This window comes from Virgibacillus oceani, from assembly GCF_041521345.1.
In the GTDB taxonomy this organism is placed as follows: domain Bacteria; phylum Bacillota; class Bacilli; order Bacillales; family Amphibacillaceae; genus Virgibacillus_N; species Virgibacillus_N oceani_A.
In genome coordinates, this window is sequence record NZ_JBGOHB010000052.1 from 1 (window position 1) to 21,839 (window position 21,839).

At 40.4% G+C, this 21,839-nt stretch carries 22 protein-coding genes, 1 pseudogene and 1 other annotated feature; of the genes and pseudogenes, 13 read left to right on the forward strand and 10 right to left on the reverse strand.

The window, feature by feature from the left end:
- Positions 1–98 (forward strand): IS3 family transposase (locus tag ACDX78_RS22405; protein ID WP_486026446.1); only part of this gene is annotated, 98 nt, incomplete at its 5' end.
- A 28-nt stretch (positions 99–126) separates the two neighbouring features.
- Here the strand turns inward: ACDX78_RS22405 and ACDX78_RS22410 are convergent.
- The 4 genes from ACDX78_RS22410 to ddlA form a co-directional block, all read right to left on the reverse strand.
- On the reverse strand, positions 127–285 hold the full coding sequence (locus ACDX78_RS22410; protein ID WP_486030963.1) for a nucleotidyltransferase domain-containing protein: 159 nt from the start codon (positions 283–285) through the stop codon (positions 127–129).
- A 314-nt stretch (positions 286–599) separates the two neighbouring features.
- The gene (locus tag ACDX78_RS22415) at positions 600–1,829 is read right to left on the reverse strand and encodes an MFS transporter (RefSeq protein ID WP_486030965.1); all 1,230 of its coding nucleotides are present in this window, start codon (positions 1,827–1,829) and stop codon (positions 600–602) included.
- Between the two features lie 405 nt (positions 1,830–2,234).
- Entirely contained in the window at positions 2,235–3,269 is a 1,035-nt protein-coding gene (locus ACDX78_RS22420; protein ID WP_486030967.1) for an ArsR/SmtB family transcription factor, read from the reverse strand.
- A gap of 258 nt (positions 3,270–3,527) precedes the next feature.
- A complete protein-coding gene (gene ddlA / locus ACDX78_RS22425; protein ID WP_486030969.1) occupies positions 3,528–4,622 on the reverse strand; it encodes a D-alanine--D-alanine ligase in 1,095 nt (364 codons plus the stop codon).
- A gap of 379 nt (positions 4,623–5,001) precedes the next feature.
- Positions 5,002–5,246: a binding site (T-box leader), on the forward strand.
- A gap of 787 nt (positions 5,247–6,033) precedes the next feature.
- Between ddlA and trpE the strand changes: the two genes are divergently transcribed.
- Genes trpE through trpA form a run of 7 tightly spaced genes read left to right on the forward strand, consistent with a single transcriptional unit; the run spans position 6,034 to position 12,422 of the window.
- The gene (gene trpE / locus ACDX78_RS22430; protein WP_486030971.1) at positions 6,034–7,443 is read left to right on the forward strand and encodes an anthranilate synthase component I; all 1,410 of its coding nucleotides are present in this window, start codon (positions 6,034–6,036) and stop codon (positions 7,441–7,443) included.
- The gene (locus ACDX78_RS22435; protein WP_486030972.1) at positions 7,424–8,011 is read left to right on the forward strand and encodes an anthranilate synthase component II; all 588 of its coding nucleotides are present in this window, start codon (positions 7,424–7,426) and stop codon (positions 8,009–8,011) included. Before trpE ends, ACDX78_RS22435 begins: the two co-directional genes overlap by 20 nt.
- Positions 8,008–9,033 carry an anthranilate phosphoribosyltransferase gene (trpD, locus tag ACDX78_RS22440; RefSeq protein WP_486030974.1) on the forward strand — a complete coding sequence of 342 codons (1,026 nt, stop codon included), beginning with the start codon at positions 8,008–8,010 and terminating at the stop codon, positions 9,031–9,033. Before ACDX78_RS22435 ends, trpD begins: the two co-directional genes overlap by 4 nt.
- Positions 9,034–9,816, forward strand: coding sequence for an indole-3-glycerol phosphate synthase TrpC (trpC, locus tag ACDX78_RS22445; protein ID WP_486030976.1), 783 nt, complete (start codon positions 9,034–9,036; stop codon positions 9,814–9,816).
- Between the two features lie 3 nt (positions 9,817–9,819).
- Positions 9,820–10,443 (forward strand): phosphoribosylanthranilate isomerase, encoded by a 624-nt coding sequence (locus ACDX78_RS22450; RefSeq protein ID WP_486030978.1) that lies wholly within the window; start codon positions 9,820–9,822, stop codon positions 10,441–10,443.
- A complete protein-coding gene (gene trpB / locus ACDX78_RS22455; protein ID WP_486030980.1) occupies positions 10,421–11,626 on the forward strand; it encodes a tryptophan synthase subunit beta in 1,206 nt (401 codons plus the stop codon). The genes ACDX78_RS22450 and trpB overlap by 23 nt, the downstream gene beginning before the upstream one ends.
- Positions 11,616–12,422: a tryptophan synthase subunit alpha gene (trpA, locus tag ACDX78_RS22460; RefSeq protein WP_486030982.1), complete on the forward strand. Its 807-nt coding sequence runs from the start codon at positions 11,616–11,618 to the stop codon at positions 12,420–12,422. Before trpB ends, trpA begins: the two co-directional genes overlap by 11 nt.
- Before the next feature lie 63 nt (positions 12,423–12,485).
- Here the strand turns inward: trpA and ACDX78_RS22465 are convergent, their stop codons facing one another.
- Positions 12,486–12,686 carry an SHOCT domain-containing protein gene (locus ACDX78_RS22465; protein WP_486030984.1) on the reverse strand — a complete coding sequence of 67 codons (201 nt, stop codon included), beginning with the start codon at positions 12,684–12,686 and terminating at the stop codon, positions 12,486–12,488.
- 492 nt (positions 12,687–13,178) lie between these two features.
- Here ACDX78_RS22465 and ACDX78_RS22470 point away from each other — a divergent pair, with 492 nt between their 5' ends.
- From ACDX78_RS22470 to ACDX78_RS22490, 5 genes are all read left to right on the forward strand, one after another.
- Positions 13,179–13,394, forward strand: a complete 216-nt coding sequence (locus tag ACDX78_RS22470; protein ID WP_486030986.1) for a spore coat protein — start codon at positions 13,179–13,181, stop codon at positions 13,392–13,394.
- A gap of 134 nt (positions 13,395–13,528) precedes the next feature.
- The gene (locus tag ACDX78_RS22475; RefSeq protein ID WP_486030988.1) at positions 13,529–14,134 is read left to right on the forward strand and encodes a spore coat protein; all 606 of its coding nucleotides are present in this window, start codon (positions 13,529–13,531) and stop codon (positions 14,132–14,134) included.
- A 24-nt stretch (positions 14,135–14,158) separates the two neighbouring features.
- Positions 14,159–14,587, forward strand: coding sequence for a spore coat protein (locus ACDX78_RS22480; protein WP_486031002.1), 429 nt, complete (start codon positions 14,159–14,161; stop codon positions 14,585–14,587).
- A gap of 146 nt (positions 14,588–14,733) precedes the next feature.
- Positions 14,734–15,111 carry a DUF2642 domain-containing protein gene (locus ACDX78_RS22485; protein ID WP_486030990.1) on the forward strand — a complete coding sequence of 126 codons (378 nt, stop codon included), beginning with the start codon at positions 14,734–14,736 and terminating at the stop codon, positions 15,109–15,111.
- A gap of 13 nt (positions 15,112–15,124) precedes the next feature.
- Positions 15,125–15,337, forward strand: a complete 213-nt coding sequence (locus ACDX78_RS22490; RefSeq protein WP_486030992.1) for a hypothetical protein — start codon at positions 15,125–15,127, stop codon at positions 15,335–15,337.
- A 325-nt stretch (positions 15,338–15,662) separates the two neighbouring features.
- Here ACDX78_RS22490 and ACDX78_RS22495 read toward each other — a convergent pair.
- The 5 genes and pseudogenes from ACDX78_RS22495 to ACDX78_RS22515 all read right to left on the reverse strand — a co-directional run bounded on the left by ACDX78_RS22495 (position 15,663) and on the right by ACDX78_RS22515 (position 21,543).
- A pseudogene (locus tag ACDX78_RS22495) lies at positions 15,663–16,223 on the reverse strand (3'(2'),5'-bisphosphate nucleotidase CysQ family protein).
- A gap of 235 nt (positions 16,224–16,458) precedes the next feature.
- Positions 16,459–17,064 carry an adenylyl-sulfate kinase gene (cysC, locus tag ACDX78_RS22500; protein ID WP_486030994.1) on the reverse strand — a complete coding sequence of 202 codons (606 nt, stop codon included), beginning with the start codon at positions 17,062–17,064 and terminating at the stop codon, positions 16,459–16,461.
- 12 nt (positions 17,065–17,076) lie between these two features.
- Positions 17,077–18,855, reverse strand: a complete 1,779-nt coding sequence (locus ACDX78_RS22505; protein WP_486030996.1) for an SLC13 family permease — start codon at positions 18,853–18,855, stop codon at positions 17,077–17,079.
- A 320-nt stretch (positions 18,856–19,175) separates the two neighbouring features.
- Positions 19,176–20,324: a sulfate adenylyltransferase gene (gene sat, locus ACDX78_RS22510; RefSeq protein ID WP_486030998.1), complete on the reverse strand. Its 1,149-nt coding sequence runs from the start codon at positions 20,322–20,324 to the stop codon at positions 19,176–19,178.
- Positions 20,325–20,442: 118 nt separating this feature from the next.
- Positions 20,443–21,543: a glycosyltransferase family 61 protein gene (locus tag ACDX78_RS22515; RefSeq protein ID WP_486031000.1), complete on the reverse strand. Its 1,101-nt coding sequence runs from the start codon at positions 21,541–21,543 to the stop codon at positions 20,443–20,445.
- Positions 21,544–21,839: the final 296 nt, after the last annotated feature.

Below are 21,839 nucleotides of genomic sequence, written 5' to 3' on the forward strand. Positions count from 1 at the left end.
AATATATCTACTGGTACAACCATGAACGATCAAAAGAAAAATTGGCTGGATTAAGTCCAGTAGAATACAGAACTCAACCCAGCCAATCAGCTGCATAATAAAACTCTAACTTTTAGGGGTAACCACCTAAGGCGTAAGGTTTTTTTCCGAAAAGTAGGCAAGATCAAGATCACTATTATTTCGAGCTGTTCCTTTTGCATGGGAACCAAAGACAAGAACAAATACTGCCTGCAGACATTCATCCAATGTTTCCTTAATCAGTCGCTTCCGCTCTTTACATATCATTTTATTCGCCTCCATGAATACTCACACCACTTCATCACTCATCTATCAAAGATCTTAAATTCAAAAGTTTAATGTTTCTTTTTCCACAGAATTAAGTAGTAAAGCATACCCATAGTGTACTTTTCTCCTTAAAGCCTTTGGTGTCAGTCATTCATTTTTCCATAATCATGTGTTCATTATAAAGCCAGTTCTTCCAGTTATCCAGCTTTTTTATCTACATTTGTAATGGTGATGATTTGCAGCCGGAATGTGATATTACAGGGATTGACTTTTACAAAAGCAACAGAGATCAAAAGTCTCCTTTCATGCTCAGTTTAGCTTGGAACCGTTTCCTTTTCGATGACTGTCTTGTCTCGTTTTGCAATAATAATGATAGACAATCCGGATAATGTTACGATAACCCCGAATGTAAGCAGGACTGCAAACATTGGAATATAGCTGATGATCATCGACCCAAACAGCGTGCCTAGTGGAACAGAAACGGTCAAAAGTACGGTGACCAAGCTCATCACTCTGCCCATTTTCTGCTTGGGGATGATCGTCTGATACAGTGTGGTTAACCCGACACTTGCAAAGCAGATCCCCATTCCAATTATAAATACGGCGGCAATCGTTACATAAAAATCCATGAAGGAACCAATCAAAACCAGTCCGACACCTTCCATAACCAGCCCCGCAATAGCGGTTTTGTATCTGTCTTTAAACAGATTGAACATGATTGTTAATGAACCAACCAAAGCCCCGATTGCAAGCGATGAATTCAACATTCCTAGTCCAGCGGATCCAACATTGAAAATACTGTCGCTCATAATGGTAAAGTAAACGGATAGAGGCGCCAGGAAGAAATTGATGATCATTCCTCCAGTAATGATGAGCATAAGCAGTCTTTTATCCTCCAAAATGAATTGCAACCCCTCTTTTAGTTCTTGTATAAATTTAGTTTCACTTTGTTCCCCGTCACTTACGGAAGGCACCTTTATCCATATCTCCGTTATGGCTGAAATAATAAAAGCAATTCCACCGGCAATCAATAACACCCCATATTCATTATTGAATACCGCCAACAAAATTCCAGCAGTTGCCGGTCCGGCTATATTGCTTCCTTGTGTACTGAATTGATTCAACGAATTCGCCTGGGACAATTTTTTTTCCTCAATAAGAAGCGGTATACTGGCACTTGCTGCAGGGTTAAAAAATGCAGATACAGTGGACATGCAAATTAACAAAGTATACAGCAACAGCATGGACAGGTTTCCAGTTAACATCAATGCTGCAAGAGTTAGTATGAGGGCTCCATTGCAAAAATCCATGATGACGATGATTTTCTTCTTGTCATATCGATCAGCAATCACACCGGCGATGGGTCCAAATAACAGTGTCGGCAACGTGATACAAATAACAGTAGCACCCAACGCCAGGGCAGAACCTGTTTCCTGAATTACAAACCACATGATCACCAAACTAATAAAACGAACTCCAAACCTTGATACGGTTAAACCCGCCCACAACAGCATAAAATCTTTATTCATAAAAATTGCTTTCATTTAAATTACCTCCTGATATTTTAAAGTTCCTTTTTCTCTCTTTTTTTTATGGAGCTTCTCAGGTTCTTTTCTACTGACTGCACTCTTCCTTACCTGTTCTCGCCGGCCATCTGCAATGCTCTTAAACATTTCAATTCGACAACCAAACATAATTTCACCTTCCCTGTTCCTATTTGATAATAGATTTTACAGAACCTTTCGTCGTCATCATCCCGTATGAATTTTTATCGTTATAAATATTAAAATGCCATTTTCAATCGAACTACATGTTAGATAATTATCTAACTCCAGAGCATAAGTCGAAGTATTTAGTGAAGATAAAATAAATTAAGTCCAATAAGTTGTTAGATGTCCATCTAACATGATGTGATACCAAGTTAATGCAATATTCTCCCTGTATTTGAGTCAGGTCAGAAGATCGGTTATTTCTGCAAGTCCCTTCTTTAATTTATCTTTGTTGACTTCATAATAAATCTTATTTTCATATTTGGTGTGAGTTACAAGCCCCAATCTAAACAAAACGTTCATGTGATGCGAAATGGTCGGACTTGATAAATCAAGTCGCTGAGCAAGTTCAAAACCGTAATGCGGTGCTTTGTTCAACTCTCGAATAATATTGATACGTTTTTTGTCCGATAAGGCACGGGCAAGCTCAATAACTTTTTCTTCCATATTTGCCCCATCCAGTAAATCCTCAAATAATTGCATTCCTGCAATGGAAATAGCGATATCGGCTTTGACATCGTATGAAAAAATGGAGTGATTCCGATTGTAATAAGAAGGAAAAATGATAACAGTTTCGGGGAATTTTTCAGGTGAATCGGAGTCAAAGCTGATAATTTCACTTAACTGTTGAACAGACAATTTTTTGATTGTTTGGATGCCTTCCATATGAATCTTTTCCAGCTCGGCTGCGTTTGGTTTATATAATTGTTCATAACAATACTGAATGAGATTTACAAATCGCTCCATCGTATCTTCCGGATCAAAATAAAGAAAGAATAACTTGGATTTTTCATTCAGTGGCAATGTGCTGTTTTTGACATGATCATGCACTTCGGATGGATTATCTATGATAGATTCATTGTCCAAAGTGTTTTGGCCTGTGTTAAAGAATAGTGAAATCATCTTTTTGGCATCCAGTGATTTTAATAATTTCAGACTTTCCTCAATGTTGTCATATTTATCAAGCTGGTAGAAAACTTGAGTCATCGCCAACCCAAAAAAACTGTCCGGGTGAAAAAAAACGTTTAATTTATCGACAATATGTTCCGGAAGCCCTTTTTGCTTTTCTGCAATCCACTCATTCATTTTTTCGTTTTCGCGTGTTTGATACGTATCCTTTTCCGAATCTTTATAGTCTGCCAAGCGAAGCATAAGAATGAACAATTCGTAAACAGGCGATCGATCGACATAAAAGTTTCCATTCAGTTTTTCCATAGTTTCGTCACATCCTAACTTGTCATTTGATAATCATCTAAAAGCAGTACAAATATAATTATTAATAATAATCTAACATGTGGTTCGATGGAAGTCAAACATTAATTTAAAAAGTTTTCTTACGTATAAATTATACTTTTACATTCCCTTTGGCAGACGTAAACCAAGAGCCGACACTGTTACAAGACTTACAAAGAAAAAGCTGTTAAACCCAAGTGATTACTTCAAGGTTTAACAGCTAAATTATTTACTTATTCATTAGACACTGCTCTTTAAATCATTATCATCCTGATGGCGCTGAATAGCCAGTTCGATGAGTTCGTTGATCAGTTCGGGATAACTGATCCCACTGATTTCCCAAAGTTTCGGATACATACTGATTTTCGTGAAGCCAGGGAGCGTATTTACTTCATTTACGTATATCTCCCCTTCCTTGGTCAGGAAAAAGTCAACGCGAGCCAGCCCGCCGCACTCAAGTGCCTCGAATGCTTCAACCGCAACTTCCTGCATCCGTTTCGTTTCATCGTCCGTAAGATCAGCCGGGATCGCCAGCTCAGCACCTGTTTCATCAATATATTTGGATTCATAGGAGTAAAATTCCGTATTTGGCAGAATTTCTCCCAATAAAGATGCTTTCGGATCGTCATTCCCAAGTACAGCGCATTCTATTTCCCGACCATCAATACTTTGTTCTATAATAATTTTATGGTCAAATGCAAAAGCCGATTCAATTCCCTGATTAAAATCTTCTTCATTATAAACTTTGCTTACACCTACTGATGATCCCTGATTTGCAGGTTTTATAAACAACGGTGTTCCCAATGCTTCCGCTGCTTTATCATAGCTAATCTCGTTTTTCCTGTTTCTTTTATAAACAAGACCCTTGGCAACATTAATGCCTGCTGCGTTTAACAGCCTTTTGGCAACATCTTTGTCCATGCATAGAGAGGATCCAAGTACGTTGGAACCTACATAAGGAAGATTTGCTACACGGAACATCCCCTGTAGACTACCATCCTCCCCCAATGTTCCATGAACTATTGGAAAAATAACGTCCAGCTGATCCAAAGGCATGGACTTGGAAGCATGAATCAGCTGGTTGTTTTCATCCCCCGGGACAATTGCGACATGCTCATTTGATTTATTTAATTGAATTAGCTTCGGATTTTCTTCATTCAATAAAAAGGAGGATTGATCATTTAAATGCCATTTGCCTTCTTTATCAATACCGATTAACATGACTTCATATTTATCTCTGTCTATTGCATCTACAATATTTTTCGCAGACTGAAGGGAAACCTCATGTTCGGCTGATTTTCCGCCAAATACAACCCCTACTTTCTTCTTTGTCATTATGTCTCATCCTTTCAGTAAAGCCTATATAAATAAAATAGCATAAATCAGCTTGGTTGAAACAGGAGAAACATTATTTTTTTACGGGAATATGAAATCTCCTTCATTTGTCAACTGTCATCCTATTCTCTCTGTTACCTTATAGACCGTCTGCCTTGGCTATCGGGCACTGACTGGCACTCTCTGTTGCTTTTCAAGCCATCTGATCTCGCTATCGAGCACTGACAAGCCTTCTCTGCCCCCCTTTCTAAAGTTTAAAATATTCATTCGGGTATTTTTCATCATATACTGGTCCTAAAACAAGTCGAAAAAATAATTTTCAAATAAAGGGTTGACATCTATAAAAATATCACTTATGATAATCCACAATACAAAAAACAACAAAGCAATGATGAAGAAGAGTAATCTATAGGAACACTTAAGAGAGCTGATGGCTGGTGAGAATCAGTGTGGGATAGTAGATGAATGGGCTTCTGAGCTTCCAAACCGAACATTACGGCAGTAGGCTTTGGCGATCAAGTCTCATCGTTACACGAGACGAATATTAAGCGTTTTTGCTTGATATTGCTAAAGTGAGCTGTTTTTCAGCTAATAAAGGTGGCACCACGGTCCCTCGTCCTTTTTTCAGGCGAGGGGCCTTTTTGTTTTACGGGAAAACAATATAATACAAAAAAATCGTTAAGTAAGAGGAGTAGGCTTATTACGTGCGTCTCAGAGAGCCGGTAATGGTGGGATACCGGTACGTGACAATAAGCTGAATGGACTTACGAGAGGTTTCCTGAAATGACAGTATGGAAACACGGAGCTCCGCCGTTACACGGATAGGATATCGAGTAAACATAGGCGTATGCGCCCGTTTAGCGACGTACGGACTGCGCCTTGGGACTACGGTACAGTAGTTCCTCGCCCCACCGTAAAGATTGGCCATGCCAGGTGGATCAGTGTTGCCGCGCAAAGCAGCGGTTTTAACTGATCATTCTTTCCGTAGGAGATAAAGGAAACATGCCCCGCATCGGGGGTATGCCGAAGTTGGCCGGCAAGGCCGTAGTTAGTCGGCCTTCCTTTACCCGTAAGGAGTCGATGTTGACTTATCAAAGGATGTTCGGTTAAAAACGCGACGTCCTGGGACTACGGTACAGTAGTTCCTCGCCCCACCAAAACCTCATGTCGCAACACCGAACTTGACCTGCATCCTTCAGGCCCGAGGTGAAGGAAGTCGCGCTAGTCGCTGGACGCTGTAGCCAGACGTGGAAGAAAAGCTCCGTATCTGAACCTGAGATGAAAAGAATCCTTTTTTCTTTTCAAAAGAGGTGGCAACGCGGTCATGATCGTCCTCTATAAATACATTTACTATGTGTTTATAGAGGACTTTTTTATTTACCAATATCTATTTTAAAAAGGAGATGAAAAAATGTCAGTTTCAAAAACGGACGTTCCTTACAAGCTAAAAAAGCAAAATGCAGATACGTTAACGCCGATTATAATTTTCAACCGATTAACAGGAAAAAAGCGATTTCTCCTAGAAAGCACCTATCACCATGATAAAAAAGGAAAATATTCATTCATCGGTATGGATCCCTATCAGGAAATTATGGGAAACGGCAGCGAAACAATAGATATCCATCATGAAAAGCAAAAGCATATCACAGTTAATCAGCATACACTCGCCTATTTAGAAAAACAATTACCAAAGCTGAACGTGGATCTCCCCCTCCCCTTTTACGGCGGAGCAATCGGGTATATCGGCTATGATGCAATCCGAACTTACGAGGATATCGGCACTGAACTCCAGGATGACTTAGACATGCCGGAGATTCATTTTATGCTTTTTAAAAACATTGTTGTTTTTGACCACAAGAATGAAGAAATTTATCTGATTGCCATGAACCCGGACGGTGAAGGAGAAGAACTGCTGGATGATCGGCTGGAACAGTTAAACAGCATGCTTAACGAATCGAAAAACGAGCAGCCAATGCAACAGACAACACTCCAATTTCAGCCAGAAACATCAAAAGTAAGTTTTATGGAAAAAGTCCGGGTTGCAAAAAAACATATCCAAAAAGGAGACGTATTACAAGTAGTTTTATCACAGCGTATGAAAGCAGAAATGGAGGGAGATCCTTTTTCATTCTACCGGATGCTGAGGAAAGCAAATCCTTCACCATATATGTTTTATATCGATTTTGAATCCTATTGTCTACTTGGAGCATCCCCGGAAAGCCTGATTCAGACAAAAGGAAAGGAAGTAATCACAAATCCGATCGCCGGCACAAGACCGCGCGGTAAAACGCAAAAAGAAGATGAAGCTTTAACACGTGAATTACTGGCAGATAAAAAAGAAATCGCAGAACACCGGATGCTTATCGACTTGAGCAGAAATGATCTTGGCCGGGTTTGCGAAGTTGGCAGCATCTCGATCCCAACTTATATGCAGGTGGAAAAATATCAGCATGTCATGCACATAGTATCTGAAGTCAAAGGAACGCTGAAAGCCGATTATACGAGTTTGGAAGCCCTGATTTCATGTCTGCCTGCAGGCACCGTTTCTGGCGCGCCAAAAATACGTGCGATGCAGATTATTAACGATCTTGAGGAAAAAAAGCGCGGTGCGTATGCCGGCGGGATTGGCTATATTAACTTCAATCATGATCTCAATATTGCACTTGCTATCCGATCCCTTGTAATCAAAGAAAACCATGCCTATTTGCAAACCGGAGCAGGAATTGTTTTTGATTCCAATCCGGAAAAAGAATTCGAAGAGACAATGCATAAAGCAAAATCTTTAATGGAGGTGACTTACCTTGATTCTGCTCATCGATAATTTTGATTCTTTCACCTATAACTTGTATCAATATTTTTCAGAAGCGCATGCCAATGTGGAAGTGATACGAAACAACGAAATTACAGTGGAAAAAGTGAACTCACTCCAACCCGAGGTAATCATCATTTCACCAGGACCGGGCTTGCCGAAAGACCATGCCATATGCATCGATATTGTTCACGCTTTTTATCAAAGTGTACCGATCATTGGAATCTGTTTAGGACAGCAAATTATCGCAGAAGCATTTGGAGCAGCGCTGACTGAAGCAAAAAACATGAAACATGGTAAAACATCCTTCATTACACATAACAATACTGGCCCGTTCAGTTATTTGTCCCAGCCGCTTGAAGTGATGCGTTACCATTCATTTGTTGTCGATAATCAATCGATGCCAGAGAGCCTGGAGATTACCGCCACCTCATTGGATGACGATGAAATCATGGCAATACAGCATCGTAACTACCCGGTATTTGGGCTTCAGTTTCACCCGGAATCCATTGGAAGTACTTCCGGAAAACAAATGATACAAAATCTATTACGTGAAGTCAGAGAGGAGTTTACGGTATGAAAAATTATCTTGAAAAGCTGATAAAACAGGAGAACTTAACTGTGAAGGAAATGAAAAATGCAGTGCAAACCTGTTTCAAATCCGAAACAACCGAGCCCGAAATAGCCGCTTTTTTAACAGCACTGCAAATAAAAGGGGAAACAGCTGATGAATTAACCGGACTGGTTGAAGTCATCCGCTCCAAATCAGTATTTAATTCAAATTCCCTGCCCAATCTGATCGATAACTGCGGCACCGGAGGGGATAAATCCAACAGCTTCAATATCAGTACAACCGCTGCCTTTGTGATCGCCGGTGCGGGAGTTCCGGTGGCCAAACACGGAAACAGAAGTATATCAAGTAAAGCCGGAAGCGCAGATGTGCTGGAACATTTGGGGGTTTCCTTGTCATTAAGCCGGGAGCATATGGAAGAAACACTTCACAACAATAAAATAGCATTCCTTTTTGCTCAGCATGTGCATCAGGGGTTAAAGCCGTTCACCAAGGTACGAAAAGATTTGGGGCTACCAACGATTTTTAATGCCATTGGCCCGCTGACTAATCCGTTTGACCTCGACTCCCAGTTGATTGGTGTTTATCGCCATGATCTGCTTCCGCTGATTGCAGAAACACTGAAAAAGCTGCAAAGAAAACGGGCAATTGTATTGCATGGAGCCGGCGGGATGGATGAAGCATCTCTTTCGGGGAAAAACCGCCTGATATTGGTTGATCAAGGAGAATTGACCTCTTTCACGCTTCATCCCGAGGAAGTCGGTTTGCCTGTATATGCTAATGAGTGCATTCGTGGCGGAGATGCCAAAAATAATGCTGCTATCACGAAAAGCGTGCTGAAAGGTGAGACTGGTCCGTATCTGGATACCGTCCTTTTAAATGCCGGACTTGGATTATATGCCAGCGGAACAGTAGAAAGCATTCCAGCAGGGGTCGAGATGGCCAGGCAAAGTATTGAATCCGGAAGTGCCTTGGAAAAATTGGAGAGCCTAGTTCAATACAGCAGAAAAATCCCTTCAGAGGTGATGTGAATGTCTATTTTGCAAAGAATATTAACACAAAAAGAAAAAGAAGTCGCTGAGCTTCTTGGTCAAACGTTTAATCAACAGGTTATAAAAACGATCACGCCTTTCAAAGAAATGATCAAGCATAAAGATAACATCGGAATTATTGCAGAAATCAAGCGGGCATCTCCATCAAAAGGAGATATTCAGCAAAACGTCAATCCTGCTGAACAAGCTAAGAAATATGAGGAATTTGGCGCTTCTGCCATTTCTGTATTAACCGACCGTTATTTTTTCAACGGTTCAATGGAAGATTTACAGGCAGTAAGAAAAGCGGTAGATCTGCCGATTTTATGCAAGGACTTTATCATCCATCCAGCCCAAATTGACCGAGCGAAGACAGCGGGGGCTAATATTATTCTGCTTATTGTAGCTGCATTATCCGAAGAGAGATTAATTCAATTATATAACCACTGCAAAAAATTAAAATTGGAAGTCCTTTGCGAGGTGCATAATGAAGCCGAAATGAATATAGCAATCAAGCATGGTTTTGAAATCATTGGGATAAACAATCGGGATCTTAACACATTCAATGTAGATTTGAAAACAACAAATCGCCTTGCTGCTCAAGTAAAGCATCCCGAAACTGTTCTTGTCAGTGAAAGTGGCATAAAAAGTGGCGCCGATGCTGCAAGCGTAAGAGATGCGGGAGCGGACGCTGTTTTGGTCGGGGAAACATTGATGGTCTCCAGTGACCTGAACAAGACTTTTCAAATGTTAGAAGCGAAAAAAATAAAGAAAGAGGTATGACAAATGCTCATTAAAATTTGCGGTATTACTTCACAGGAAATGGCACGAACTGCTGCAGAGGCAGGAGCCGATATCATTGGTTTTGTCTTTGCACGGAGCAAACGGCAAATCACGCCTGAAAAAGCTGCTTCCATCGCACGCACCCTTCCTTCGTTTGTAAAAACAGCAGGTGTTTTTGTAAACGAGGATATAGAAAAAATGCGCGCGATCAGTGAGATGGCAGAGCTGGATTATATTCAATTACACGGAGAAGAGCCCCCTTCCATTGCCAATAAACTTAATAGGAATATTATTAAAGCTTTTTCGTCAGAACAGATTTCTTCCATCAATGAGGAAAATCATCACTATGAATATTGCTTAGTTGATGGTCCTGCTTTAGAAAACCGCGGAGGAAATGGAAAGACGTTTGATTGGACATTAACCAGAGACCTGCCCAAAGAAAGGTTTATTTTAGCCGGGGGCCTGACGCCCGAAAATGTTCAGCAGGCCATTGAATTCGTACAGCCTGCAGGAGTTGATGTGTCCAGCGGCGTAGAAACAAACGGCGTGAAAGATCCGGAAAAAATAAAGCAATTTATTGAAAATGCCAAAGGAGGGAAACGCATTGAAAAATTATACAATGCCTGACAGAGAGGGTAAATTCGGCCATTATGGCGGAAGATTTGTGCCGGAGACATTAATGCCTGCACTCATGGAACTGGAAACAGTTTATGAAAGTGCAATCAATGATCCAGGCTTCCTCGAAGAATTAAATGATTATTCCAAGCAGTATGTCGGCAGGGAGACGCCACTCTACCATGCAAAAAACCTTACTAAACACGCTAACGGAGCCAGTATTTATTTAAAACGTGAAGACTTAAATCATACAGGTGCCCATAAAATTAATAATACGCTTGGGCAAGCGCTCCTTGCACAGCGGATGGGCAAGAAAAAAATCGTTGCCGAAACCGGTGCCGGTCAGCACGGTGTAGCAACAGCAACTGTTTGTTCCCTGCTTGGACTGGAATGTATTGTCTTCATGGGAAAAGAAGATATCCGGAGACAAAGGCTGAATGTTTTTCGCATGGAATTATTAGGTGCAGAAGTACGCAGTGTGGCACATGGGAGCGGAACATTAAAAGATGCGGTGAATGAAGCCCTGCGTTATTGGGTCAGCCATGTCGGTGATACCCATTATATTCTTGGTTCAGTCGTAGGCCCTCACCCATTCCCTAAAATCGTTCGGGATTTCCAGTCAGTTATTGGCCAGGAGACGAAAAACCAAGCGCTGGACCAAACCGGTGCCCTTCCGGATGCAGTTGTTGCCTGTGTTGGCGGCGGCAGCAATGCAATGGGAATGTTTTATCCTTTTATTGAGGATGAGGGTGTGAATTTATTCGGTGTTGAAGCAGGCGGGAAAGGTATTGAAACCAACAAGCATGCTAATGCGTTAAACGGTAAAACAGGTATACTTCACGGAACAATGACAAAGCTGCTTCAGGATGATCATGGACAGATTCAGGAAGCATTCTCTGTATCAGCAGGGCTTGATTACCCGGGGGTTGGCCCGGAGCATAGTCACCTGAGGGAAACGAATCGTGTCACTTATACAACCGTTACCGATGAAGAGGGGTTGACAGCATTTCAAACTTTATCGAAAACAGAGGGAATCATTCCTGCTTTGGAAAGCGCTCATGCTGTAGCTTTCGCACTGCAGCTAGCTGAAAAAATGAGTCAGGATGAATCCATTGTTATTTGTCTTTCAGGCCGTGGTGATAAAGATGCAGAGCAGGTAAAAAATATATTGGAGGGATATAACCATGGGGATTGAAAAAATAAACCATACCTTTCAGAAAAAACTGGCTGACAATGAAAAGTTATTTGTCCCTTACATTATGGCCGGGGATGGCGGATTAAATATATTAGAAGAACGAATTGCATTTTTAGAAGAATGCAATGTATCGGCAATCGAGCTAGGCATCCCCTTTTCCGACCCTGTTGCCGATGGGCCGACCATACAGCAGGCAGGCTTACGTGCCTTGCAACAAGGCACTACTTTATCAGCCGTATTGAATACATTAAAAGATACTGCGAAAAAACGGCGGGTACCGATTATATTAATGACCTATATGAATCCTGTACTCCAATATGGCCCGGAAGAATTTGCAGCTGATTGCGAAGGAGCAGGTGTAGACGGCGTCATCATTCCTGATTTGCCGCTTGAGGAAGAAAAAATCATTTCTGCCCCTTTTAAGGCTCATTCACTTGCACTTATTCGGCTGGCCGCCAGAACAAGCTCGGACGACCGACTGAAAAAGCTGGCAGCAAAATCAAACAGCTTCCTATATGCCGTATCTGTAACGGGGACGACCGGCATTAGATCAACACATGATAGTGAAGTGGAAGCTTATTTAAAAAAGCTAAAGAGCCTCAGTACTTTTCCAGTTTTGGCTGGTTTTGGCGTCTCCAATAGTAAGCAGGCACGAGAATTAAGCTCCTATTGTGACGGCGTAATTGTCGGCAGTAAAATTGTAGACTTATTTCATGAAGGAAAAACTGGAGAAATTAGAAAGCTGGTTTCAGAAAGCTTAAACATCCAAATAAAAGAAGCAGCCAATAAATACTAGCTACCCCCTAAGAGGCTGACAAACCTGAGTTGTCAGCCTCCTTTTCAGGAGCAGTTTTTCTATTTATTTACCTCTTTTTCTTCGTGCTTCCTCATATTCTTCTTCACTTAATTCTCCTCTTTTCATTCTTTCTTTCATAACAACAAGCGAATCGCGGGAAGAGGTTCCAGTTCTTTTTCTTGTGAAACGGACGAGGATGATGATAAGCACGATCAAAACAATAATGGTCAGTACGATTCTCACAGAAGGAGCTAATTGCCACATGTGAATCCCTCCTCTTAGTTTTACCATTACCTTTTTTTATGATTTTTAATCTAAGCCTTTTTGAACTACTCAATTTGCCGCTTCTACACCTTCATTTTTTTCCAAGGTTCCCTCCATTTTTATGATACATGACGGATAGGAAAGCGATTCTGTTTTCATGGTAAACCTCTCCTCATATTGTTTTTTATTTTATCTTTATTATAAGTTATTTTTATTTAAATTAAATTGATGGTTAGCCCCCAAAAAGGGGGGGGTAAAAAATAAAATGGTTTAAAAAATACAATATATAGCGTTTCGCACAATTAATTAACCACTATATATTGTTTTAAAAATTCGTACATGACCTTTTTGGGAGTGAACCAATTGATGCACATCCATTTTTTATAAGTTTATGTGTATTTTCAGCGGAACAACATAGACAACAACATAGTCAAAGTATGATCACAAACCATAGTATAAAAGTAAATTAAGAGAAAGCAGGTGAAATTAGATATGAGTGATTCATCTAAACAGTCATTCGTCCCGGAAAAGGTAGTGCAATTAATGGTGGATAATATATTTAAAAAGAATGGCATTAAACCTGAGGAAATGAAAAGTAATGTATCGGATGAGCAGAAACAAATGCTAAAAGAAATGGTTGAAGACTTAAGGAAGCAAGTAGACCAATTCAATAAAGGTGAGAATAACGTTACTAAATCGAGTGACTAGATGACTAAAGTCTATTAAATAAAACACCTATTCATAGGTGTTTTTTTTATTTTCAACTAATCTAGTGCATGTGTACAATCTTACGGATAAAAAAATCAATAGTATATTCTATAACTAAAGAAAGGAGTGTTCATATGACGTCATATAGACACTATGATACTGCACTGCCTGCCAAGGGAAGAAATAGAAGTTTTTTCTACGAACTTGAGCAGCATTCCAAGCATCAGCATCATTGTTGCCTTAATTCCAGAGCTCCATATGACAATTGCAATAAATGCAGTAAATGCAGTACGTGCTGTAAATGCAGTGCACCTACTAAAGAGCACAGTAAAGAACCTTCGTTTGACTATTTCCAAAGCAACCACGATGAAACAGTACTCCAAGATGGCGATCAAGTCTCAACTTTGGATCAGGAATCAACCGAATTGATTTGGGTGAAAGAGTCTTGCAATATAGAGGTTAACTCAACGGACACGCAAGTTGCCGCTTCCCTTCAAGCCGGTTTAGAATTAGCAATCGCCCTGGTTATTAACATTACCATCGGAAGTAGTGAGGAAGCTGATGGTGTATCACAAGAACTCTTGCAGCACGTCAGCACAAAGCAAAAAAATAAACAGAAGATATTCATCTATAATACGAAAGATGCTAACGTGACAACAACCGACACGGACGTGGCAATCAATATTCAAGCATTGTTGCAAGTATTAGTAGCTTTGGTAGTAATGATTGATATTTTATAAAGAAATTGAAAAGAGGTGTATATTATGTCAAAAACAAAATGGCGGGCGCTGGATCATTGTGATGATCCCGGACAAAGCGATGAGACAGTGCTTCAAGAAGGAGAACAGTCTATAAGTACGAAGCAAGAATCCTTTGAATGGATTATCATTAAAGATTCAGAGGATATTAATGTTACAACTACCGATACCCAGGCAGCAGTCTCCATAGAGCTTGGTATCCAGGTCGCAATTGCTGTTGTTCTTAGTATTGCTATTGGGAGCTCTACCCAGGCTGATCAGGTAGTTCAAGACCTGACGCAAGTTACAAGAAATAGACAGAGCAACCGCCAAAAAACGATTGTAGAACAATCTAAAGATGTGGATATCGTTACTACAGATACGGATATAGCCATCAACCTTCAATTGTTAATCCAAATTCTTGTTGCTATCGTTGTTAGCCTCGATATCCTATAAAAAATAAAACAAATGATTAAAAATGTGCGGGGAGTTGGTCCCAAGAATAAATAACTAACTTCCCCTCTAGGGGATATTTGAGTCAATGGTTCTCTTTAAGTAGATAGTAGAACCTTCATGAGAATTTAAAGAAAGGAATGATAAATTTGTCACCACTAACTGACCGTCAGAGAAACTTGCTAAATTTAGCAAACCAATTGTCGCAAAATATAATTTCACCTGGTGAGAACAGCTTAAATCACAACGCATCCGTAAATATACCAGGATTAGGCCTTAATGTTGATCACAGTTTAGGGATAGGCGGGACTGAAACCCCTCCCACTCCACCGGAACCAGAACCACCTACTACGCTTAGAGACGTATTGCTATCTTTAGTTAATGAACAAGTTGAAGTTACAACTCCATTTGATATGGTAACCGGCACATTGCTCCTTGTTAGAGACGACTATGTTGTCGTTGTTGAGAATACAGGCGCTCAAGTATTGGTTCGAATTGATAAAATTGAACTAGTAAATGAATTGTAAAGGAGGTATTTACGTGTTTGAAGACACTTTTGCTGCCGAGCTGGCAACGCGCATTGGTTCAAACGTTTTGGTAGCTACCGATAATAATATGACAGAAGGAATTCTTTCCAGTGTTACCCCAGAGTTGGTATTGGTTATTGAGGTTACCGGCGGATACGGGGGCAATACCAAAATGTATGTATCTGTTGATGCCATCAATTTTGCCCGTTTTCCTGAAACTGCATAAGCATTATAAGTACCCTGGGCATATTTCCAGGGTACTTATTCTAGCTAAACTTTAATAATACGCATACTGAGATGGTCCTCACTTTCTATCTATAATATTTCCTACAGTCTATAGCGAAAATCGCTTAATCTACAATTATTGCTCCCTCTCCAGTGAATCCTTCAATCCATAGTACATCACCTTAGAAAAAACATGGTTTGATTTATCTTGCTCTATTTCCTTTATGAAAAATTAAAAGAGCCATTCATTCCCCAATAAATCACAGATTTTGAAGGAGGGTGAATGGTTAAAGTATGGTAATAATTTCTATATGCGCAATAAAATCTTACCGCTTTACTAAAAACCAGATATTTTCTAATTTTCCCCAATGGCAATAAAGGCGCGTTTGATCTTTATAACGTAAAAGGGTACCTCCAGCAGCTTCAATAATTGCCTGGCCAGCACCGGTGTCCCAATCCATCGTTGGAGCAAAGCGAGGGTAATAATCGGCTTTACCCTCTGCTACGAGAAAAAATTTCAGTGAACTTTCGGCTTATATTACATTCACTTCACGGTCACTCCGCAGTTCTTCAATAAACACTTCTGTTTCTTTTGATATATGGGAGCGGCTTGCAACAACATTGATGACATCACCGAAAGCAACAATCGGCAGGCGGTTGCTTTTCTCGACTAGTTCCTTATCATGAGTCGGATCTGAATTTGATGCTTTTTCCAATTTATACGCACCCAGATTAGAATGTCCAAAGTAAAATACGTCCAAAACCGGAGCATAAATAACCCCTATCGCAGGGTAGCCGTTTACAATCAATCCAATATTCACCGTAAACTCTCCATTCCTCTTGATGAACTCTTTCGTACCATCCAGCGGGTCCACCAGGAAAAACACATCCCATTTTTTTCTTTCCTCGTACGGTTCTCACATCCTTTCTCACTCAACACTGGAATTTCTCCATATGCTTTTTGAAGCTGCCGATAATCACTTGATGGGAGCGATTATCGACTTCTGTCAAAAGAGAATTATTTCCTTTTCTCCGGATGGTAAAACCCCTGTTCATACACTTTCATTATCTCCCGTCCGGCTTCTAATGATATATCCAGAAGTGTCTCTAAACTTATCTCACTCATTGGTTCAAGTATCCTTCCCTTTTCAAATATGTCATGATTGTCCGTACCGATTCTTCACTATTTTGTTTGTTCGTATTTACAGTAACATCCGGGTCTATCGGCGCTTCATATGGTGCGTCGATCCCTGTAAAACTTTTGATTTCTCCTTGGCGAACTTTCTTGTACAGTCCTTTTGGATCTCGTGATTCACATGTTTCTATACTTGCATCGACAAACACCTCAATAAATTCACCTTCTTCCAGCAGGTCACGTATTTCATCACGATCCTTACGATATGGTGAAATAAAAGCAGTCAACGTAATCAATCCGGCTTCCACCATCAGTTTGGATACTTCACCGATCCGGCGGATGTTTTCTTTACGATCTTCCGGACTGAAACCAAGGTTTTTATTTAAACCATGGCGGATATTATCCCCATCCAAACGGAACGTTCGGATACCCGCGTTATGCAGTTCTTTTTCCAGTTCAACCGATATCGTTGATTTGCCTGAGCCGGACAGACCAGTAAACCATAACACCGCGCTTTTATGATTATTCAATTGCCTGCGGTGCTCTTTCGTTACTTTCGAATCATGCCATTTTATATTTTCTGATTTTTCCATAGATGTTTCCTCCTAAAACCATATATGATAAATTATAAAAACAGAAGTCACCATTACTATTAAACTAAGCGGGAGCCCAACCTTTACGTAATCAGTAAACTTGTAGCCGCCAGGACCATATACGATCAGATTTGTCTGATAACCAATTGGTGTGATAAAGCTTGCCGAGGCAGCTATTGCAATGACTACAGCCATTCCCCTCGGATCGACAGCAAGTGTATGTGCCATTTCAATCCCGATCGGAAGCATCATTACAGCCGCTGCACTGTTAGTGATAATCTCCGTAAACATATTAGTCAGGACATAAAGCATAAATAAAATGGCCATCAATCCCAATACTTCTCCAAAACCTAACAGGCCATTTGCAATCCATTCCGCCAGACCTGTCTTCCTCATGGCAGCTCCAACCCCGAATGAACTAGCAATCAATAATAATACATTAAAATGAACATATTTCTTCGCTTCCTGGGGAGTAATAATCTTTCCAGTCAGTAACACCAGTACTGTGAGTGCCATCGCTTTAAACATACTGAGCCATCCGATTGTTACCGTCACAATCATCGCAAGCAGCATAATAATGGAGAACCAGCCTTTCTTCCTGCTCTGATTCAGTACAGCAGGAGTATCCAGAGATGACACTACAAAAAAATCATTCGACTGTTGATATTTTTCAATAAAATCGGTACCTGTCAAAAGCAACAATGAGTCTCCAGGTTTTAAAACAATATCCCCCACCTTGCTCCTGATCCTTTCATTATTCCGGTGTACCGCAACGATCCCCGCATCATACTGCGAACGAAACTGCAGCTGTTTAATCGATTTGTTTAAAAGAGAAGACTGGTCTGACACAACAGCATCTACTAAATTGGTCGATCCATCTTTAAGATCTTCAAGATCTATATTCGTACCTGTTTCCAGCTCTAAACCTTTCACTTTCTGCAATTCAGCAATGGTAGAAATTAATCCGGTAAAAATAAGCCGGTCGCCACGCTGAATAACTGACTTTGGCCTAACCGGCGATATTCTCTCATCCCCTCGAATAATCTCAATAAGATAAAGACCTTTTAAATCACGCAGTCCAGCTTGCTCAACACGCATGTTATGAAACCCAAAACTTTGGGTCACATGCATTTCTGCAATATATTCTTTGAAATCCTCCTTTACCGTTCGAACAAACCCTTTGTTATCCGGCAGTAATTTATATCCAATGGTAAATAAATAAATGAGTCCAACCACTGCAACAGGAATACCAACCGCGGCCAATGTAAATAATGAAAAGCCCTCCAGTCCAAAGTCTAGCATTAATCCATGAACGACAAGATTTGTAGATGTTCCCATCAATGTGATCATGCCACCTAAAATAGCGGCATATGATAATGGGATTAGAAACTTGGAGGGAGCGACTCCACGATACTCACACCATTTCTTAATAATTGGTGTAAACGTCACAACAATTGGCGTATTGTTCAAACAAGCGGAAAATGCCGAGGTCGGCACAAAAAATCGGAGCATTGTCCCGGTATGCGTTCGGCTGTTTTTGAGCCACTTTTCCATCATATGGTTAATCAAACCGCTCTTCTGCACAGCGCCCGCAACAATGAATAATAAAGCCACCGTCAGCATGCCTTCATTGGAAAATCCGCTCAATGCCTCATCCACTGTCAAAATACCGGATAGCAGCAGGATGACCAATACAGAAAAAATGACCATGTCCGGCCGAGCCACTTCGAAAATCAGCACGGCAAACATGGCCAGCAATATAATTAGAAGAAACATCATATCAAACGACATCGGATATCAAATCCCCTTTTTAACAGGTCTTCAGGAAAACGAGAATACTTCATCTCTCGCGAGGAAGGTTTTGAAGGGTTGATGAAAAGAGTAAACGGAAAAGTACTATCATAAATGATGCATTTTATCATCTAACTTCCTGGCCATAATGGATAGATAAATTTTGAAAATATGCCATTCTGTCATGATAGAGGTGTTTTGTTCGCTTATATAGTTGAAGAGAGTTATAGTTTTGGATGAGAAGAAGATCGTTTTCCTGATGAATAGCAGTAACGTCACTATCTCAGCAACGGAATTTTTTATTGGTAAAACAACAAGTGTTACTGCTGTAACCCTTTGATCAGTATATCGGCAACCTCCGGGCGTGAAAATTCCTTGGGCGGACGCTCACCATTCCGGAGCAGTTCACGCACTTTTGTACCGCTTAAGTGTATATGATTTTTCTTAGCATGCGGACATGTCTTTGCGGACGCCATATTCTCGCAGACTTTACAGTAAAACGCATGTTCAAATTTGAAAATTTGAATGCCAAGTTCAGTTTCGTATTTTGCAATTAGCTCTTGCGCTTCATATGTCCCGTAGTAGTCTCCAACACCAGCATGATCCCTCCCAACAATAAAATGGGTACAGCCGTAATTTTTTCGAACAATGGCATGAAGAATTGCTTCTTTCGGCCCCGCATAGCGCATTGCAGCCGGATAGATGGCAAGACGAACACGATCATTCACATAGTAGTTTTCCAGAATAGCTTCATAGCTTTTCATCCGAACCGATGCGGGAATATCATCAGATTTTGTTTCCCCGACAAGCGGGTTTAGAAACAATCCATCTACTGCCTCGAGAGCAGTTTTTTGAATATGCTCATGTGCACGGTGAACCGGATTGCGTGTCTGAAACCCAACGATTGTTTTCCATCCAAGATCCTGAAACATACGTCTCGTTGCAGCCGGGTCCATGTAATATGCTGCAAACCGGCTGTGGTCCGGACGATGAAGCAAAGTAACCTCTCCACCAAGATAGATATTTCCTTTCTCATAGACTTTCTTCACGCCGGGATGAGCCGCATCTGCAGTGCCATAAATTCTTTTCGCTTCCTTCTTTTGGTTATAGGCATATTTTTCCTCAAGTATAATTGTTCCACAAATGATGCCATTCTTTCCTTTTAGAGCAATGCGCTCTCCAATGTGAAGGTTTTTAGCCTGTTCTTCTGCTACGGGCAGTGTAATAGGAATACTCCAAATCGTCCCATCTGCAAGACGTGTATTCTCGACGACATTTTTGTAATCAGCCTGCACCATAAACCCTGTCAGCGGACTAAAACCGCCTGTTCCAATCAATTCCATATCGGAAATAATCCAGGAATTAACTATTATTGACTGTAGCTTTTCTGCATCCCTGAGTGCCTCATTCTTTTTTTGTCCGGTTAATTCCCGGTTGATTAGTTTTCCGCCATGCGGTTGATTGACCATACAGCAACCCCCTCATTTTTTAAATATATACACTATCATATTGAGATAAAGATGAAGCTGGCACTGCTTCTACCTAATTTTCTATTAACATGCTATTATTTTTTAAAAGGCAGATCACTTAAGTTATCCCTTCATTCTCCAGAATACTTGCTACCTTTTTTACATCTACAACAAGGTTCTTGATCACTTCATGTCCTCTAGATCCAGGGTTCGCAATTCTGCATTTCAATAAGTGATAATCCAAATTTAAATACTGCCCAATTTTCACAAATTCATCAGAAGTGGTGGTGAATAATTGGATAACTTTTGTTCCTGGTTGACAGAACATAAGATTAGCCAATCCGGCACCATTCGGACTTATAATTACTTTTGCTGAAGAAAATAGATTGATTTGTTCCTGTACAGTCAGCGAGCTAAGTGTAACTTTCTTAAATCCTTTTTCTCCCAGAAGTTTTAGGAACCTATTTTCATTAGCAACTTTTCTCCATGCGGCATCTTCCCGGCTGATGTAAATCCGGTCAAAATCACTTGAATACTTTTTCGATACTGATTTAAGAAACCTCTCCCGGAGAAATTCAATGGCCCACTTCACACATGTTCCTGCATTAAACGGAATCGAGGGCAAAACCAGTTTTTCAGCCCTCAAGTGTTCTCCCGGAGCAAGCTGAATAATTTTATTCTCGGGTATGCCAAGCATTCGAATCGTTTCCCGCTGAAATGGCAATGTCAGGGGCGGCAGGACATATTTATCGATATTATAGCCGCTGAGCTCTAGCAAATGATACCTTCCCAACGTATCGTGCAGCCAATGCCAGTAATTGGTGTGCCCAGCCCAAGCCAAAACTCCCCAAGTTCCTTTATAGGAAGTGGAGGTAGGTATTTCCTTAACTGCAGCCTTTTCAAAATATCTCCAATATAAATGAAAAACCATATCATGCAAACACTTTAGATCAGGTGTTAATGCATATAACATGCCCTCCCTCTTATCGCACATCCATACACTTCCGTTATTTATCACCGAAACATAGGACTTGTTAAATGTGTTATTTTTTCCGAACTGTGGAGGAGATACCCAATCAACCCATTCCGGTGCATCCCCTTTTGGAAGTGTATATGTTACTGTTTCATTTTTATAGAATTCTTTATATACATCATCTATACCTGCTATCGGATGCTTTTTTTTAATCCAATCTAGTGAATGAGTAAATAAATCTGTCATGTCTATACAACCCCTTTTCAATGCCAACCTTGACCTATGCCCTATTTCTGCACATATCTTTGAATAATCCATAGTATGTAGAAAAGCTATCAATAGTGATAAACTATTGACCTACTATATCTACTGAAAATTGTGTAACTGATAAAGGGAAACTTCATTCAGTGGGGGGTTTCTTTTCATCCCCCACTGAAACAACCATGGCTATGCTACGCATCGCCACCAACTACCATGAAAATGAATTTCTAAACGAAATAGAAGTATTCATTTAGAAAAATATGGAGATATAGTTAATAACA

Coding starts and splice junctions, on each gene's coding strand:
- ACDX78_RS22410 (WP_486030963.1), bottom strand. CDS start 285: ATGATATGTAAAGAGCGGAAGCGACTGATTAAGGAAACATTGGATGAA.
- ACDX78_RS22415 (WP_486030965.1), bottom strand. CDS start 1,829: ATGAAAGCAATTTTTATGAATAAAGATTTTATGCTGTTGTGGGCGGGT.
- ACDX78_RS22420 (WP_486030967.1), bottom strand. CDS start 3,269: ATGGAAAAACTGAATGGAAACTTTTATGTCGATCGATCGCCTGTTTAC.
- ddlA (WP_486030969.1), bottom strand. CDS start 4,622: ATGACAAAGAAGAAAGTAGGGGTTGTATTTGGCGGAAAATCAGCCGAA.
- trpE (WP_486030971.1), top strand. CDS start 6,034: ATGTCAGTTTCAAAAACGGACGTTCCTTACAAGCTAAAAAAGCAAAAT.
- trpD (WP_486030974.1), top strand. CDS start 8,008: ATGAAAAATTATCTTGAAAAGCTGATAAAACAGGAGAACTTAACTGTG.
- trpC (WP_486030976.1), top strand. CDS start 9,034: ATGTCTATTTTGCAAAGAATATTAACACAAAAAGAAAAAGAAGTCGCT.
- ACDX78_RS22450 (WP_486030978.1), top strand. CDS start 9,820: ATGCTCATTAAAATTTGCGGTATTACTTCACAGGAAATGGCACGAACT.
- trpA (WP_486030982.1), top strand. CDS start 11,616: ATGGGGATTGAAAAAATAAACCATACCTTTCAGAAAAAACTGGCTGAC.
- ACDX78_RS22465 (WP_486030984.1), bottom strand. CDS start 12,686: ATGTGGCAATTAGCTCCTTCTGTGAGAATCGTACTGACCATTATTGTT.
- ACDX78_RS22470 (WP_486030986.1), top strand. CDS start 13,179: ATGAGTGATTCATCTAAACAGTCATTCGTCCCGGAAAAGGTAGTGCAA.
- ACDX78_RS22475 (WP_486030988.1), top strand. CDS start 13,529: ATGACGTCATATAGACACTATGATACTGCACTGCCTGCCAAGGGAAGA.
- ACDX78_RS22480 (WP_486031002.1), top strand. CDS start 14,159: ATGTCAAAAACAAAATGGCGGGCGCTGGATCATTGTGATGATCCCGGA.
- cysC (WP_486030994.1), bottom strand. CDS start 17,064: ATGGAAAAATCAGAAAATATAAAATGGCATGATTCGAAAGTAACGAAA.
- ACDX78_RS22505 (WP_486030996.1), bottom strand. CDS start 18,855: ATGTCGTTTGATATGATGTTTCTTCTAATTATATTGCTGGCCATGTTT.
- sat (WP_486030998.1), bottom strand. CDS start 20,324: ATGGTCAATCAACCGCATGGCGGAAAACTAATCAACCGGGAATTAACC.
- ACDX78_RS22515 (WP_486031000.1), bottom strand. CDS start 21,543: ATGACAGATTTATTTACTCATTCACTAGATTGGATTAAAAAAAAGCAT.